Below are 15,748 nucleotides of genomic sequence, written 5' to 3'. Positions count from 1 at the left end.
GTCAGCGGCCACCGCCGGTGAGCCAGAGCGTCAGCATGATCAGCACGATGGCGATGGCCTGCAACAGCAGACGCAGCTGCATCAGCTTGTTGGAGCGGTTGGCGTCCTGTCCCTTCAGCATGTTGAAGAGGCCGCGTATCAGCACGATGACGACAAGGCCCATGGCGATAAGGGCCAGAACAGTGGTGAAGCCGGACATTTAGGGGTTACTCCTCCTCAATCGAATCTGCGCAGCAGACGATAGAACAGTCCGGCAGGCAAGAGCCGTTTCAGTAACAGCCCCTGTTTGGCTGGAACCGTGACGGGATAATGCGGTTTCGGTCTGGCGGCGGTCAGGGCATGTTTCAGTACGGCATAAACGGCCTCGGGGCCGAGTTTGTGGCGGTTGACGGGGCCTGACCCATCCATGCGCGCCAGTTGGCGTTTATATTCCGCCGCATGGGCCGAATTTTCCAGATCGATCTTGTCCTTGACGTGGGCAAGCGCCGTTGCCGTGAATTTCGAGGTAATCGGACCGGGTTCGATCAGGCTCACATGAATGCCGCTGCCCTGAAGCTCCATGCGCAGCGTGACGCCCAGGCCCTCGATGGCGAATTTCGAGGCGGTATAGGCGCCGCGATAGCGATAGGGCACGAGGCCGAGAATGGAGGAGCAATGCACGATACGGCCCGAACCACGCTTGCGCATGAAGGGAATGACCCGTCGAGTCAGATCGTGCCAACCGAAGACATTGGTTTCGAACTGGGCTCTCAGCGCTTCGACAGGCAGGTCTTCCACCGCGCCCGGCTGGCCATAGGCGCCGTTGTTGAAGAGCGCGTCGATGCGGCCGCCGGTCCGGGCTGCAACGGTGTCCACCAGCGCGGCGATGGTTTCCGGCTTGGTGTAATCCATGATCAGGGTTTCGATGCCCTGATTTTCGAGCGCGGCCATGTCGACGATGCGGCGCACGGTGGCAAAAACCCGCCAGCCGTCCCGCTGAAGCGCGCCGGCGCAATAGGCGCCGATGCCAGAGGAACATCCGGTGATGATGATGACCGGTTTTTCAGACATGTTCCGCTCCGCCAATGGTCTTTGCGCCAAGTCGCGCCCAGGTTTACAAAATTAAATTGCGCGAAATCCTTTTCGGCAATGGAACCGAAAGCCCGGCCTACGCGCTGTACAAAGCGAAGCTGACTTCCCATATTCGGGGCGAAGTTACAAATGAAATGCCGATGAATGGAGGTGACATGGTTGCCGCAGTGCGCTTGGCAGGCAAGGTTGCCTTCGATGCCTATTCCCATTTCGCCGAGGATGACGGCTGGGCGATGGCGAGCCATATGGCGCTGTCCATCCTGCTGGCGCTGTTTCCGTTTCTGATCTTCGGCACGGCACTCGCCGGTTTTCTGGGTGCCGACCAGTTTTCCGAAACGGCGGTGCATCTGATTTTCGACACATGGCCAGAGGCTATTGCCGGGCCGCTAGCGGCGCAGGTGCAGCAGGTGCTGACCATTCCGCGCGGCGGGCTGCTGACGATTTCGGTGCTGGCCGCCGCCTACTTCGCCTCCAACGGTGTCGAAGCGCTGCGCATTTCGCTCAACCGCGCCTATCGTGTTACCGAGACGCGCTGGTGGTATGTTACCCGCCTGCTCAGCCTGCTTTACGTGCTGATTGCCGTGGTGGTCTTTACCGGCATCAGCATCGTCCTCGTCGCTGTGCCGGTCGCCACCTCCTTTGCCGAAGCGCGATTTCCGTGGCTGACGGATTTACTGAACACCGTCTCCAGCCTCGGCCTCTATGGCACGATCGTGGTGCTGACGGCGGGGCTGGTGGCAGCACATCTGTGGCTGCCCGCCGGCAAGCGTCGCATCTGGGATGTCTGGCCCGGCATCCTGCTGACGATGATCTTCTGGGTCATCGGTGCGGCGATCTTCGCTTATTATCTCTCCACCTTCGCCAATTATGCCGCCACCTATGCCGGTCTCGCCTCTGTCATGGTGGTTCTGGTCTTCCTTTATATGGTCGGCGTCATCTTCATGCTCGGCGCGGAGGTGAACGCGGCGCTGATGAAATACAAGGTCCGCCAGATCATCCGCCGCAATATCGGCAGCAACGGCCCGCGCCGCGAGCGGGCGCTAGATGAGACCGACAAGCCTGCGGATATCTGAGGGCCCGGCACCTTCTGCACGAAGGGTGGAGAGCCCCGTGCTTCCTTCGCTTTTCGAAAGTTTGCGGCCGTCCGCACCGAGGAGCAGCCGGTGATGGTGATAGGTCGGTTGCGGCAGGTCCAGCAGATGCTGAAGCAGCCGGTGAATGGCGGTTGCGTGGAACAGATCCATGCCGCGCACCACATGGGTGATGCCCTGCAGCGCATCATCCACCACAACGGAAAGATGATAGCTCGAAGGCGCGTCGGAACGCGACAGCACCACGTCGCCCCAGAGCCCGGGAAGTGCCTCGATGCGTCCCGTCTCGCCATCGCCGCTCTCCTGCCAGAACAGGGAGCTGCCAACGGCGCGGATCGCCTTTTCCATGTCGAGCCGCCATGCGTGGTGCCGACCGGAGGCAAGCAGCGCTGCCCGTTCCGCGTCGGGCCTTTCGCGGTCCATGGATGGATAGAGCGGCGCGCCATCCGGATCGCGAGGCCAGAGCCCGCCATCGGCCTCGAAGGCCCTGACGATGGTTTTTGTTTCACCCCGGCTGAGAAAAGCCGGATAGGCAAGGCCCGCATCGATCAACCTGTCCAGCGACACGCGGTAGGCGTCGAAATGGTCCGATTGCCGCCGCACCGGTTTTTCCCAGTCGAGACCCAACCAGTCGAGATCATCATAGATCGCCTGCTCCAGTTCCGGCGTGCAGCGGGTCTGGTCGATATCCTCAATGCGCAGCAGGAAGCGGCCGCCATTGTCCTGCGCCATATCATGGTTCAGGAAGGCGGAAAGCGCGTGCCCGAGATGCAGCGGGCCATTCGGGCTTGGTGCAAAACGATAAACCGGTTTTTGACGGAGAGGCGAAGGCATGGTTTCTTCTGCCATGTTTTAAAGTGCCCCGCCAGCCGGCTGGCGGCCTAGGGAATGACCGATATGAAAATCATCACCGGGATGGATGACATCAGCGAAGGGCTGGACCATCTCGCCCGCCTCGATCCTGCGCTCAGCCCCGTCATCGAAAAAGCAGGCCCGCTGGAATTGCGCATTCATGAGCCCGGCTTTGCAGGCCTTGCCCATATCGTCGTGTCGCAGATGGTATCGCGCGCCAGTGCCAATGCCATATGGGCGCGTATCCTTGCCGGCACCGGCGGCAAGGTGACGGCGGAAAACTACTTGGCCGTATCGGAGGAATTGCGCGCCACCTTCGGCCTTTCGCGTGCCAAGGCCACGACGCTGGAAGGTCTGGCGCGGGCCGTCACGGAAGGGCAGGTCGATCTTGACGGCGTGGTGCGCAAGGAGGCGGGTGCTGCCTTTTCCGAGCTGGTGGCGCTTCGTGGTATCGGGCCATGGACGGCGGAGGTCTATCTGATGTTCTGCGGCGGGCACCCGGATATCTTTCCGGTAGGGGATGTGGCGTTGAGATCGGCGGTGGCGCACGCGCTTGATCTGGAGGTGAGGCCGGACGCGAAATGGCTGGCGGAGCGGGCGACGCTCTGGTCGCCATGGCGTTCCGTCGCCGCCCGACTTTTCTGGGGCTATTATGCCAATATCATGCGGCGCGCCATGGTGCCTTTGCCCTGAGCGGGCTGCCTAAAAATCTGCGATCTGGTAGGGCAATGCCCCGCGCGACAGATGATCGAAATGCAGCTTCCGTTTCAACGGCGGCACGGCGCGCTGTACGCAGTCCACCCTCTCGCAGACCCGGCAGGATATGCCGATCGGTTTGAAGGATGCGGCATTGCCGAGATCGAGCGTATCCGCATAAACGAAATTCTGCGCGTGGGAAATTTCGCAGCCAAGTGCGATGGCGTAACGCGGTCTCTCCGTATTGAAACCGGCGCCGGCTTTCTCGATCTGGGTGGCAATGGAAAGATAGCGCACGCCGTCGGGCGTTTCCGCCAGCTGCCGCACGATCCTGTCGGAGCTTTCGAAAGCCTGATGGATATTCCACAGCGGACAGGCCGCGCCGAAACGGGCAAATTGCAGCCGTGTGGCACTGTGGCGTTTGGTGATGTTGCCGGCCCGGTCGATCTTGGCGAAAAAGATCGGCACGCCTTTCATGCCCGGGCGTTGCAGCGTGCTCAGCCGGTGGGCCACCTGTTCGAGGCTCGCGCCGAACCTTACGGCCAGAAGTTCGAGATCGTGGCGCAGTTCCTGAGCCGCCCGATGAAATTGGCCATAGGGCAGGATGAGGGCGGCGGCGAAATAATTGTGCAGCCCGATACGACAGATTTCCGCCGCTTCCGCATTGCGGAACCCGGCGCCGGCAAGCACCCTGTCCACCGTCGCGCCGGCATGAAGCTGGGCGATCTGCAACGCAAGCTGAAAACAGCGGGTCGGCGCCGCCATGTAGGAACTGAGAGCGAGCGTCTTGCCGGCGGGATCGAAATGCCGGATCAGTCCACCCGCCGCTTCGGTTCGGGTGATATGGATGCCGTAAAGGCTGCGCAGATGCGCCGCCAGAATGCCGTAGGTCTCGCCGCCTTCGATCTCCAGTTCCTGCGCCAGCTCCTCGGCCAGAAGATCGATCTCAGCGACGTAGTTGTCGACGAAGTGGAAGAAATCGCGCACTTCCTCATAGGGGGTTCTTTCCACTTGCGCGGTTCCGCGGCCCAGACGGTCATCCAGCTGCACCAGCTGCTCGCTGTTTTGTCGGTAAGCCTGATGAGCGCGCAGCAGCGCATGGGCAAAACCCGGCGCGTTCTGGGCGATCAGCTTCAATTCCTGAAGCCCCGGCTCATAATTCATGAATAGCGGGTCTTTCAGCGCCTCGCGCACGGCGGAAACCAGCCGGTCGTTTTCGCCGGTCGCCAGTTCCGCCATGTCGAGCTGGAATTTTTCCACCAGCGTCACCAGAACGCTGGCCGAAACCGGGCGCTGGTTGTTTTCGATCTGGTTCAGATAGCTCGCCGAGATGCCCAGCCGTTCGGCAAATTGCGCCTGCGTGGCGCGGGCGTTTTCGCGCAGACCACGCACCTTGCGGCCAATGAAGAGTTTTTCCGTCGCCATGTTGCAACTTTGCAAAATTAAATATTGCAAATATTTATGGCACGCATACGCACACGATCAAGGCTTCTAGGCGAATGTTTTCTAAGCTATTGATTTTGAGGAAACGCACGGAGGAAACATGCCCGGCATTCTGGAGCAATTGGAAACGCGGCGACAAGAGGCCCGGCTCGGCGGTGGCGTCAAGCGTATCGAGGCGCAGCATGCCAAGGGTAAGCTGACGGCGCGCGAGCGCATCGATGTGCTCCTGGATGAAGGCTCCTTTGAAGAATACGACATGTACGTCACCCACCGGGCGGTGGATTTCGGCATGGCGGAACAAAAGGTGGCGGGCGACGGTGTCGTTACCGGCTGGGGTACCATCAATGGCCGGCAGGTCTATGTGTTTTCCCAGGATTTCACCGTGCTCGGCGGTTCGCTGTCTGAAACCCATGCCCAGAAAATCTGCAAGATCATGGATATGGCGGTGCGCAACGGCGCGCCGGTGATCGGGCTGAATGACAGCGGCGGCGCGCGTATTCAAGAGGGGGTCGCCTCGCTCGGCGGTTATGCCGATGTCTTCAAGCGCAATGTTGTCGCCTCCGGCGTCGTGCCGCAGATATCGGTGATCATGGGGCCTTGTGCCGGCGGTGCGGTCTATTCGCCTGCCATGACCGATTTCATCTTCATGGTGCGCGACACCTCTTACATGTTCGTGACCGGGCCGGATGTGGTGAAGACGGTCACCAACGAAATCGTCACCGCGGAAGAGTTGGGCGGAGCCTCCACCCACACGAAAAAATCCTCGGTTGCCGATGGCGCCTATGAAAACGACATCGAGACGCTGGAACATGTGCGGCTGCTGTTCGATTTCCTGCCGCTCAACAATCGCGAAAAGCCGCCGGTCCGGCCGTTCCATGACGATCCGGCGCGGCTGGAAGCGCGGCTCGACACGCTGATCCCTGATAGTTCCAACAAGCCCTATGACATGAAGGAACTGATCCACGCGCTGGCCGACGAGGGTGATTTCTTTGAGTTGCAAGAGGCTTTTGCCCGCAACATCATCACCGGCTTCATCCGTCTCGAGGGCCAGACGGTGGGGGTTGTCGCCAACCAGCCGATGGTGCTGGCTGGCTGCCTTGATATCGACAGTTCGCGCAAGGCCGCCCGTTTCGTGCGCTTCTGCGATGCCTTCAACATTCCGCTGCTGACGCTGGTGGATGTGCCGGGTTTCCTGCCGGGAACGGCGCAGGAATATGGCGGCGTTATCAAGCACGGCGCGAAACTTCTCTTCGCCTATTCGGAAGCGACGGTGCCGATGGTGACGCTGATTACCCGCAAGGCCTATGGCGGTGCTTATGACGTGATGGCCTCGAAACATATCGGTGCGGATGTCAATTACGCCTGGCCAACAGCGGAAATCGCCGTCATGGGGGCGAAGGGGGCAGCGGAAATCCTTTATCGTTCCGAGCTTGCCGATCCCGAGAAGATTGCTGCGCGTACAAAAGAATATGAGGAGCGTTTCGCCAATCCTTTCGTGGCGGCAGAGCGCGGTTTCATCGATGAGGTGATCATGCCGCATTCCTCGCGTCGCCGCATCGCCCGTGCGTTCGCGTCGCTGCGTAACAAGAGTGTCGAAACCCGCTGGAAGAAACACGATACTATTCCGCTCTGATCCCGCTGCGGGGCTGGAAAAATGCTTCGGCCACCTTACTATATTGATGTTCAGGCGCCCGGATGTCCGGATGTCCTCCCGAAACGAACAAGGACACATTTTCATGGCCGAAAATTCCTCCGCCGATAATTTCCCCGCCGGATATGAACCGCCTAAGGTCTGGACCTGGGACAAGGGCAATGGCGGCCAGTTCGCCAATATCAACCGCCCGATCGCCGGCCCCACCCATGACAAGGAACTGCCCGTTGGCAAACATCCGCTGCAGCTTTATTCGCTGGCGACGCCGAATGGCCAGAAGGTCTCCATCATGCTGGAAGAATTGCTGGCCGCCGGCCACAAGGGCGCAGACTATGATGCGTGGCTGATCAAGATCGGCGAAGGCGACCAGTTCGGCTCCGGTTTTGTCGGCGTCAATCCGAACTCCAAAATCCCGGCACTGATGGATCACTCGACGCCTGAGCCGACGAGGGTTTTCGAGAGCGGCTCGATCCTCGTTTATCTCGCGGAAAAATTCGGCGCTTTCCTGCCGAAAGAGGGCAATGCCCGCACGCAGGCGCTGAACTGGCTGTTCTGGCAGATGGGCTCCGCGCCGTTCCTCGGTGGCGGTTTCGGCCATTTTTACGCCTATGCGCCGATCAAGATCAAATATGCGATCGACCGTTACGCCATGGAAGTCAAACGCCAGCTTGATGTGCTGGATCGGCATCTCGCCGAAAACCGCTATCTGGCCGGTGATCAGTATACGATCGCCGACATGGCCGTCTGGCCGTGGTATGGCAAGATCGCGCTCGGCCAGGCCTATGGCGATGCCGGTGCTTTCCTGGAAGCAGATGGCTATAAGAACCTCATGCGCTGGACGCTTGAAATCGGCGAACGCCCGGCGGTCAAGCGTGGCGTGATCGTCAACAAAACCTCGGGCGATCCGTCCGAACAACTGCATGAACGCCACGATGCTTCTGACTTCGACACGAAGACACAGGACAAGATCGGTAAGGCATAACGACAAGACTAGAGCGCTTCTGGTTTTAATGGGACCATGGAAGCGCTCTAATCATTTGAACGACGCATTGTCCGCAGGTAAAGGCGAAGCCGCTTTTAATGGAAATACTTCTCGAAGGATAAAACATGGCGAACCTGCCCGAAATGACCAAACACAAGGGGTTTCCCTCCGGCATGCCGAGCACGGGCATCCAGTTCACCATCCGCCGGGCCAACCCCAAAGGGGTAACGCCCGTCAAGATGATACCCCGCAGGGCACGCGACGACTCCAAGGAACATCGCATCGATGCCGCCTTCCTGCATTCGCTCTGGCACCATTTCGGTCCGGAACCGTTCGAGCGCGGCAATCTGGACGCTGCCCGCTTAAGCCTGCTGTTCGGCCGTGAGGTCGTGGCGGCCGAAAAGAATTTCGATCCGCTTTCCTATCAGGCGATGCTTGTCATCGACGAGCGCGTCGCCCGGCAGAACTTCCCGGAATCCTTCGAGAATTTTTTCGAGATTTGAAGGGTGGCCATCCACCAGCGGGGAATGAAATTCGATGTCGACGGCGACCAGTAAGTTCCTGAGTTATGTTCTGCGCCATGCGCCTGAAAGTATTGGCCTTGTCCTGGATTCTCAGGGTTGGGCGGATGTCGCAGACCTGCTGGCAAAAGCCAATGCGAGTGGCACGCCGCTCGATGAGGCAGGCTTGCGTGCAGTCGTCGCAGAAAGTGACAAGAAGCGCTTCACGCTGTCGGAAGATGGTCGCCGCATCCGGGCCGCGCAGGGGCATTCGGTGAAGGTCGATCTTGGCCAGCCGCCAGTCGAGCCGCCGCCGCAATTGTTTCACGGTACGGCGACCCGTTTCCTCGAACCCATCCTGCGGGAAGGCCTGCGCCCGGGGGAAAGACAACAAGTTCATCTTTCCGCTGACCGGACGACCGCGCTTGCTGTCGGGCAACGGCATGGAAAGCCTGTGGTCCTGATTGTCGATGCCGGTCAGATGTTTGCGGATGGTTGCCGTTTCTACCTGGCCGATAACGGCGTTTGGCTGACGGATGCCGTGCCATTTTCGTATCTGACCGTGTCTGCGGATTCCTCAGCGGAAAACGACAGGTGACGGCGTGAAGTTTGATAATGGGGGAGGGAGGCGAAATGGGTGTCGGCATATTTCAGATCGATATGGATTGGCTGCATCGCTGGCTGCGGCACCGGCGTGGCCCTGGCTCCGGTAAGACATCCGGCAACCGTAATCTGAAACCCAGGCTGACACCGGCGGCCGCGCAGCAAGATCATCGACAGATGCTGTGCTTCATGACGCTCAATGCAGCGGTTGGTGTTTTGATCGGTATCTGCGTTGGTGCGGCACTGATATTTCTCGATATTGGCGGTTTGGGTGCGCGGATCGGCCGTGCCGCAAGTCCTTTCGTGCCCGTGCTGCTGGTCGTCGTGCCCATCGCGTCCCTGTTCGGCGCGGCGGCCGCTGCGTCGGCGATCTTGCTGATGCCCTATGAGAAGAAGTTCCGCGACGATGACGACGATGCGAGGGGAGAATAACCGCATGATCAAGAAAATCCTCATCGCCAATCGCGGCGAGATCGCCTGCCGGGTGATCAAGACGGCGAAGAAGATGGGCATCGCCACCGTTGCGGTCTATTCGGATGCGGATGCCAATGCGCTGCATGTGAAAATGGCGGATGAAGCTGTTCATATCGGTCCAGCGCCCTCGTCGCAGTCCTATATAGTCATCGATAAAATCCTTGAGGCGATTCAGAAGACCGGGGCGGATGCGGTCCATCCCGGTTATGGTTTCCTGTCTGAAAATGCCGCCTTCGCTCAGGCGCTAGAGAAGGCAGGCGTTGTATTCATCGGCCCGCCCGTTGGTGCGATCGAGGCGATGGGTGACAAGATCACCTCGAAGAAACTGGCCGCAAAAGCCGGCGTTTCCACCGTGCCCGGCCATATGGGGCTGATCGAGGATGCGGATGAGGCGGTGAAGATCGCGTCGCAGATCGGTTATCCCGTCATGATCAAGGCCTCTGCCGGCGGCGGCGGTAAGGGCATGCGCATCGCCTTCAACGAAGCCGAGGCGCGGGAAGGCTTCCAGTCCTCGAAGAACGAGGCGAAATCCTCCTTTGGCGATGACCGTATCTTCATCGAAAAATTCGTCACCCAGCCGCGCCATATTGAAATTCAGGTGTTGGGCGACAAGCACGGCACCATTCTTTATCTCGGTGAGCGCGAATGCTCGATCCAGCGCCGCAACCAGAAGGTCATAGAAGAAGCGCCGTCGCCCTTTCTGGATGAGGCGACGCGGCACGCCATGGGCGAGCAGGCCGTGGCGCTGGCGAGAGCGGTTGGTTACCATTCGGCTGGCACGGTGGAATTCATCGTTGATGGCGAGCGCAATTTCTATTTCCTCGAAATGAACACCCGCCTGCAGGTGGAACATCCGGTGACGGAGCTTGTCACCGGCATTGATCTGGTCGAGCAGATGATCCGTGTGGCATCGGGCGAAAAACTCTCTCTCGCGCAGGGGGATGTGAAGCTGAACGGCTGGGCGATCGAAAGCCGGCTTTATGCCGAAGACCCCTATCGCAACTTCCTGCCCTCCATTGGCCGGCTGACGCGTTATCGCCCACCGGGAGAGGGTGCACAGGACAGTGGCACCGTCATCCGCAATGATACCGGCGTTTTCGAAGGCGGCGAAATCTCGATGTATTACGATCCGATGATCGCCAAGCTGTGCAGCTGGGGCAAGGATCGGGAGACCGCCATCGATGCCATGGGAGAGGCGCTGGATCGTTTCGAGGTTGAGGGTATTGGCCACAATTTGCCGTTCCTGTCCGCCGTCATGCAACATGAACGTTTTCGCTCCGGCCGGCTGACGACAGGCTTTATCGCGGAAGAATTTCCGGAAGGCTTTTCCGGGATCGAGCCGGACGAGACCGCTGCACGCAAGCTTTCCGCAATTGCCGCCATAGTCAATCAACGCTTGCAGAGCCGCGCGGTTGAAATTTCCGGCACCATCGGCAATCACCGTCGCATCGTCGGCCATGACTGGGTGGTTTCGTTTGGCGCATTCCGCCACGGGATCAGCGTTGAAACCGTTGCGGATGGCACGGCGGTCCGTTTTGAAGACGGAATGGCCTTGACCATTGATACCGGCTGGCGTCCCGGCCAGAGCCTTGGCCTCTTCACGGTGGCGGGCGAGGTCATCGCCGCCAAGGTCGATCTTGCCGGCGCAGCGGTTCGCCTGCGCTGGCGCGGCATGGATATTCTTGCCCGGGTGCGCAGCCCGCGCGTGGCGGAACTGGCACTGCTGATGCCGGAAAAACTGCCGCCGGATACCTCGAAACTGCTGCTCTGCCCGATGCCGGGCGTCATTACCGGCATTTCGGTGGGTGAGGGTGAGGAGGTGGAGGCCGGCCAGGCGCTGGCGACGGTGGAGGCCATGAAGATGGAAAACATCCTGCGCGCGGAAAAACGTGGTCGTGTTGTAAGAGTGGCGGCAAAACCGGGCGACAGCCTTGCAGTGGATGAGGTCATCCTCGAATTCGAGTGACGGCGGCCGCCGTTTCTTCGGAACGCATGCGGGCCGCAGCGGTTTACGGGCAGTGGGTGGATCGTTCGATTTTCGTCATGATCGCCCGCCATAATGCTGAAATGGAATGCAGAAGGGGAGAGATGCATGTCGGGTGAAAAAACGGTGCGGGACTGGCTGCAGCTTGCCGAACAGGAGCTGAAGCGTTCACCGGAAACGCTCGTCTGGCACACACCTGAAGGTATCGAGGTCAAGCCGCTCTACACCGCTGATGATCTGCAAGACGTTTCGCATCTGAACAGCCTGCCGGGCTTTGCGCCTTTCACGCGCGGCCCGCGCGCCACCATGTATGCGGGGCGGCCCTGGACCATCCGCCAATATGCCGGTTTTTCCACCGCCGAAGCCTCCAACGCCTTTTACCGCAAAGCGCTCGCCGCCGGCCAGCAGGGCGTTTCCGTCGCCTTCGATCTCGCCACCCATCGCGGTTATGACAGCGACCATCCGCGCGTGGAGGGCGATGTCGGCAAGGCGGGTGTGGCGATCGACAGCGTCGAGGACATGAAAATCCTGTTCGACGGCATCCCCCTCGAAAAAGTCTCGGTATCGATGACCATGAATGGCGCCGTCATTCCAGTGCTCGCCAATTTCATCGTAGCGGGGGAGGAGCAGGGCGTTCCGCGCGCTGCGCTTTCCGGCACCATTCAGAACGATATCCTGAAAGAGTTCATGGTCCGCAACACCTATATCTATCCGCCCGAACCCTCGATGCGGATCATCGCCGACATCATCGAATATACGGCAAAAGAGATGCCGAAATTCAACTCCATTTCTATTTCCGGCTATCACATGCAGGAAGCCGGCGCGACGCTGGTGCAGGAGCTTGCCTTCACCCTGGCCGATGGCCGGGAATATGTGCGGGCGGCCCTCGCCAAGGGGCTGAATGTCGATGATTTCGCCGGTCGCCTATCGTTCTTTTTCGCCATCGGCATGAATTTCTTCATGGAGGCGGCGAAGCTGCGCGCCGCGCGCCTGCTGTGGTCGCGCATCATGGAGGAGTTCAAGCCGCAGAAGGCGTCGTCGCTGATGTTGCGCACCCATTGTCAGACCTCCGGCGTCTCGTTGCAGGAGCAGGACCCCTATAACAACATCGTCCGTACCGCCTTCGAGGCTATGTCCGCCGTGCTTGGCGGCACGCAGTCGCTGCACACCAATTCCTTCGATGAGGCGATTGCCCTGCCAACGGAGTTTTCCGCCCGCATCGCCCGCAATACCCAGCTGATCCTCCAGCATGAAACCGGCGTCACGAAGGTCGTCGATCCTTTGGCAGGTTCCTATTATGTCGAAAGCCTGACCGATGAGCTGGCTGAAAAGGCCTGGGCGCTGATCGAGGAAGTCGAGACGCTTGGCGGCATGACCAAGGCGGTGGCGGACGGCCTGCCGAAACGGCTGATCGAGGAAGCGGCGACACGCCGGCAGGCGGCTGTGGACAAGGGCGAGGAGGTGATCGTCGGCGTCAACCGTTACCGGTTGGAAACGGAAGAGGATATCGATGTTCTCGATATCGATAATGCCGCCGTACGCGCCGCACAGATCCGCCGCATCGAGGAGACGCGCCGCCGCCGCGACGGCAAGGAAGCGACCGCCGCTTTGGAGGCGCTTTCCGAAATCGCCCGCAGCGGCAAGGGCAATATTCTCGAAGCCGCCGTCGTCGCTTCCCGTGCCCGCGCCACTGTAGGCGAGATTTCCGACGCGCTGCGTGTGGCCTTCGGCGACCACGCCGCCGTGCCGGAAGTGGTGAGCGATATCTATGGCGAGGCCTATAAGGATGAACCGGAGCTTGCCACGCTCTCCGCCCGGCTCTCCGGCGTAGCGGAAAGGATCGGGAAGAAGCCGCGCATCATGGTCGCCAAGCTTGGGCAGGACGGGCACGATCGTGGCGCGAAGGTCATTGCCTCCGCCTTCGGCGATATCGGGTTCGATGTGCTGGCCGGGCCGCTGTTCCAGACGCCGGCAGAGGCGGCCGAGCTCGCCGTTCAGAACAAGGTGCATGTGGTCGGCATGTCGTCGCTCGCGGCGGGTCACAAGACGCTTGCGCCGCAGCTGGTCGAGGCGCTGAAACAGAAGGGTGCGGACGATATCATCGTCGTTGTCGGTGGCGTTATTCCGCGTCAGGATTATCAGTTCCTGCTCGACCACGGTGTCGCGGCCATTTTCGGCCCCGGCACCAATGTCATGGACGCGGCCAACAAGGTGCTCGACCTGCTCGAGGGCATCAGGCGAAATGCGTGAGGGGTTGGCAAGCATGTTCGGAAGATTGAACCACGTCGCCCTTGCCGTGCCTGATCTCGATGCCGCCGTTTCGCGATACAGGGCGCTCGGCGCACAGGTTTCCGAGCCGCAAGCGTTGCCGGAACACGGCGTGACGGTGGTGTTCATTGCGGCTGACAATACCAAGATCGAACTGCTTCATCCGCTCGGGGAGAATTCGCCGATTGCCGCTTTTCTCGAGCGGAATCCGGGCGGCGGCACGCATCATCTCTGCTTCGAGGTGCCGGATATTCTGGTAGCGCGCGATGATCTCCTCAAAAAAGGCGTCCGTATTCTGGGCGATGGCGAACCGAAGATCGGTGCGCATGGCAATCCAGTCCTTTTCCTGCATCCGAAGGATATGGGCGGCGTGCTTTACGAACTTGAGCAGGTTTCGCAGACACACGGCTGAAACATAAATCTCCTAGGAGACTGACCCTGTGGGGCACCGCTCACGGCGGCGCTTTCACTTGCGCCTTTCTGGTTCGTTTATTTTCTTTTGACATTCGTTTTGTTTTCGCTTTTATGTAATTGTCTTTCCATAAAGGGGTTTTTCCCTTGCATTGTCGCGGAGGCTTCATGTCCGGCGAAAACAACATTTTCGATCTTTTTGTCATCGGTGGCGGCATCAATGGCTGCGGCATTGCCCGCGATGCGGTGGGCAGGGGGTATTCCGTGGCGCTTGCGGAAAAGGGCGATTTTGCCTCTGGCACCTCGTCAGCGGCCACCAAGCTCATCCATGGCGGCTTGCGTTACCTCGAACATTATGAATTCCGCCTCGTACGCGAGGCGCTGATGGAACGGGAAATCCTCTGGGCCATGGCGCCGCATGTCATCTGGCCCATGCGTTTCATCCTGCCCGTGCAGAAGGGCGGCGTGCGTCCATCATGGATGGTCCGGCTCGGCCTGTTTCTTTATGACAATCTCGGCGGCCGCAAGCTCTTGCCGCCGACGCGGACGCTCGATCTTCGCAAGGACCCGGCTGGCAAACCGCTGAAGCCTGTTTTCGCCAAGGCTTTCGAATATTCCGACGGCTGGGTGGATGATGCCCGTTTCGTGGTTCTCAATGCACGCGATGCGGCGGATCGTGGCGCGACGATCATGAACCGCACACGGGTTGTTTCGGCGCGGCGCGAAGGCAGGCTGTGGCTCATCGAGACGCTGGACGAAAAAACCGGCCGGCCGGCCATGCACAAGGCCCGCATGCTGGTCAATGCCGCCGGCCCGTGGGTGGACAATGTGCTGTCAGGTGTGTTCGGCCGCAATGACGTGCACAATGTCCGCCTCGTGCAGGGTAGCCACATCATCGTGCGCAGGAAGTTTTCCGATCCGCGCGCCTATTTCTTCCAGAATCCGGACAACCGCATCATCTTCGCCATTCCCTATGAGCAGGATTTTACGCTGATCGGCACCACGGACCGCGACTATAAGGGCGATCCGGCCAAGGTGCGCATTTCCGAGGAGGAAATCTCCTATCTCTGCAATGCGGCGAGCGACTATTTCAGCGAGCCGGTGCGTCCCGAGGATATCGTCTGGACCTATTCCGGCGTGCGGCCGCTCTTTGACGATGGCGCTTCGAAAGCGCAGGAAGCAACCCGCGATTACGTGCTGAAGGTGGAGCAAGCCGAAGGCGAAGCGCCGCTCCTCAATATTTTCGGCGGCAAGCTCACCACCTACCGGCGGCTGGCGGAACACGCGCTGGAAAAGATCGGCGCGGCGATCGGCGAAAAAGGCAAGCCATGGACAGCGGGCTCCCACCTGCCGGGCGGCGATTTCGGCGTTCAACGATTTGACGCGCAGGTGAAGACGCTTCTCTCGCGTTATCCCTTCCTGGACGAACGCCATGCCTACCGGCTCGTCAAAAACTACGGCACGAAAGCAGCGAACCTGCTCGGCGCTGCCACCGATATTTCCGGCCTCGGCCGGCATTTCGGCGGCACCGTCTACGAATGTGAAGTGCGCTGGCTGGTGGAGAATGAATGGGCCTTTTCGGCCGAGGATATTCTCTGGCGCCGCACGAAACAGGGCCTGCGTTTGAGCAAGGACGAAGCTGCCGCTCTCGACGAATTCGTGGCTGTGCTGACAGGTATCAGGGAAAAGCCGGAAGCCATGGCGCAGAGGGCCTGAACATCG

Annotated in this window: 15 protein-coding genes; 11 read left to right on the top strand and 4 right to left on the bottom strand. The window is 60.1% G+C overall.

All coding sequences use genetic code 11. The features are described 5' to 3' along the window. Position 1: 1 nt before the first annotated feature. Both ATU_RS16665 and ATU_RS16660 read right to left on the bottom strand, forming a co-directional pair. Positions 2–199 carry a twin transmembrane helix small protein gene (locus ATU_RS16665; RefSeq protein ID WP_006315578.1) on the bottom strand — a complete coding sequence of 66 codons (198 nt, stop codon included), beginning with the start codon at positions 197–199 and terminating at the stop codon, positions 2–4. 17 nt (positions 200–216) lie between these two features. Next, a complete protein-coding gene (locus ATU_RS16660; protein WP_006315579.1) occupies positions 217–1,050 on the bottom strand; it encodes an SDR family oxidoreductase in 834 nt (277 codons plus the stop codon). A 176-nt stretch (positions 1,051–1,226) separates the two neighbouring features. Between ATU_RS16660 and ATU_RS16655 the strand changes: the two genes are divergently transcribed. After that, entirely contained in the window at positions 1,227–2,144 is a 918-nt protein-coding gene (locus tag ATU_RS16655; RefSeq protein WP_010973169.1) for a YihY/virulence factor BrkB family protein, read from the top strand. On the opposite strand, the gene gluQRS is transcribed toward ATU_RS16655, so the two are convergent. Further along, a complete protein-coding gene (gluQRS, locus tag ATU_RS16650) occupies positions 2,112–3,011 on the bottom strand; it encodes a tRNA glutamyl-Q(34) synthetase GluQRS (protein WP_010973168.1) in 900 nt (299 codons plus the stop codon). The genes ATU_RS16655 and gluQRS overlap by 33 nt on opposite strands. A 39-nt stretch (positions 3,012–3,050) precedes the next feature. Between gluQRS and ATU_RS16645 the strand changes: the two genes are divergently transcribed. Beyond that, a complete protein-coding gene (locus tag ATU_RS16645; protein ID WP_162180328.1) occupies positions 3,051–3,707 on the top strand; it encodes a DNA-3-methyladenine glycosylase family protein in 657 nt (218 codons plus the stop codon). Between the two features lie 9 nt (positions 3,708–3,716). On the opposite strand, the gene ATU_RS16640 is transcribed toward ATU_RS16645, so the two are convergent. Next, positions 3,717–5,135, bottom strand: coding sequence for a helix-turn-helix domain-containing protein (locus tag ATU_RS16640; protein ID WP_010973166.1), 1,419 nt, complete (start codon positions 5,133–5,135; stop codon positions 3,717–3,719). A gap of 118 nt (positions 5,136–5,253) precedes the next feature. Here ATU_RS16640 and ATU_RS16635 point away from each other — a divergent pair, with 118 nt between their 5' ends. From ATU_RS16635 to ATU_RS16595, 9 genes are all read left to right on the top strand, one after another. After that, a complete protein-coding gene (locus ATU_RS16635) occupies positions 5,254–6,786 on the top strand; it encodes an acyl-CoA carboxylase subunit beta (RefSeq protein ID WP_010973165.1) in 1,533 nt (510 codons plus the stop codon). Positions 6,787–6,889: 103 nt separating this feature from the next. Next, positions 6,890–7,786: a glutathione-dependent disulfide-bond oxidoreductase gene (yghU, locus tag ATU_RS16630; RefSeq protein WP_010973164.1), complete on the top strand. Its 897-nt coding sequence runs from the start codon at positions 6,890–6,892 to the stop codon at positions 7,784–7,786. Between the two features lie 125 nt (positions 7,787–7,911). Continuing rightward, positions 7,912–8,289: a hypothetical protein gene (locus ATU_RS16625; RefSeq protein WP_010973163.1), complete on the top strand. Its 378-nt coding sequence runs from the start codon at positions 7,912–7,914 to the stop codon at positions 8,287–8,289. 34 nt (positions 8,290–8,323) lie between these two features. After that, on the top strand, positions 8,324–8,884 hold the full coding sequence (locus tag ATU_RS16620; protein WP_006315587.1) for an RNA 2'-phosphotransferase: 561 nt from the start codon (positions 8,324–8,326) through the stop codon (positions 8,882–8,884). Between the two features lie 35 nt (positions 8,885–8,919). Beyond that, positions 8,920–9,321, top strand: coding sequence for a hypothetical protein (locus ATU_RS16615; RefSeq protein ID WP_046033658.1), 402 nt, complete (start codon positions 8,920–8,922; stop codon positions 9,319–9,321). Between the two features lie 4 nt (positions 9,322–9,325). Beyond that, positions 9,326–11,329 carry an acetyl-CoA carboxylase biotin carboxylase subunit gene (locus ATU_RS16610; RefSeq protein WP_010973161.1) on the top strand — a complete coding sequence of 668 codons (2,004 nt, stop codon included), beginning with the start codon at positions 9,326–9,328 and terminating at the stop codon, positions 11,327–11,329. 126 nt (positions 11,330–11,455) lie between these two features. Beyond that, positions 11,456–13,597: a methylmalonyl-CoA mutase gene (gene scpA, locus ATU_RS16605; RefSeq protein WP_010973160.1), complete on the top strand. Its 2,142-nt coding sequence runs from the start codon at positions 11,456–11,458 to the stop codon at positions 13,595–13,597. Positions 13,598–13,610: 13 nt separating this feature from the next. Then, positions 13,611–14,027, top strand: a complete 417-nt coding sequence (gene mce / locus ATU_RS16600; protein WP_010973159.1) for a methylmalonyl-CoA epimerase — start codon at positions 13,611–13,613, stop codon at positions 14,025–14,027. A 167-nt stretch (positions 14,028–14,194) separates the two neighbouring features. After that, a complete protein-coding gene (locus ATU_RS16595) occupies positions 14,195–15,742 on the top strand; it encodes a glycerol-3-phosphate dehydrogenase (protein WP_010973158.1) in 1,548 nt (515 codons plus the stop codon). Positions 15,743–15,748: the final 6 nt, after the last annotated feature.

The sequence above is a fragment of the Agrobacterium fabrum str. C58 genome (assembly GCF_000092025.1).
In the GTDB taxonomy this organism is placed as follows: domain Bacteria; phylum Pseudomonadota; class Alphaproteobacteria; order Rhizobiales; family Rhizobiaceae; genus Agrobacterium; species Agrobacterium fabrum.
This window is presented reverse-complemented; position numbering and strand designations above follow the sequence as displayed.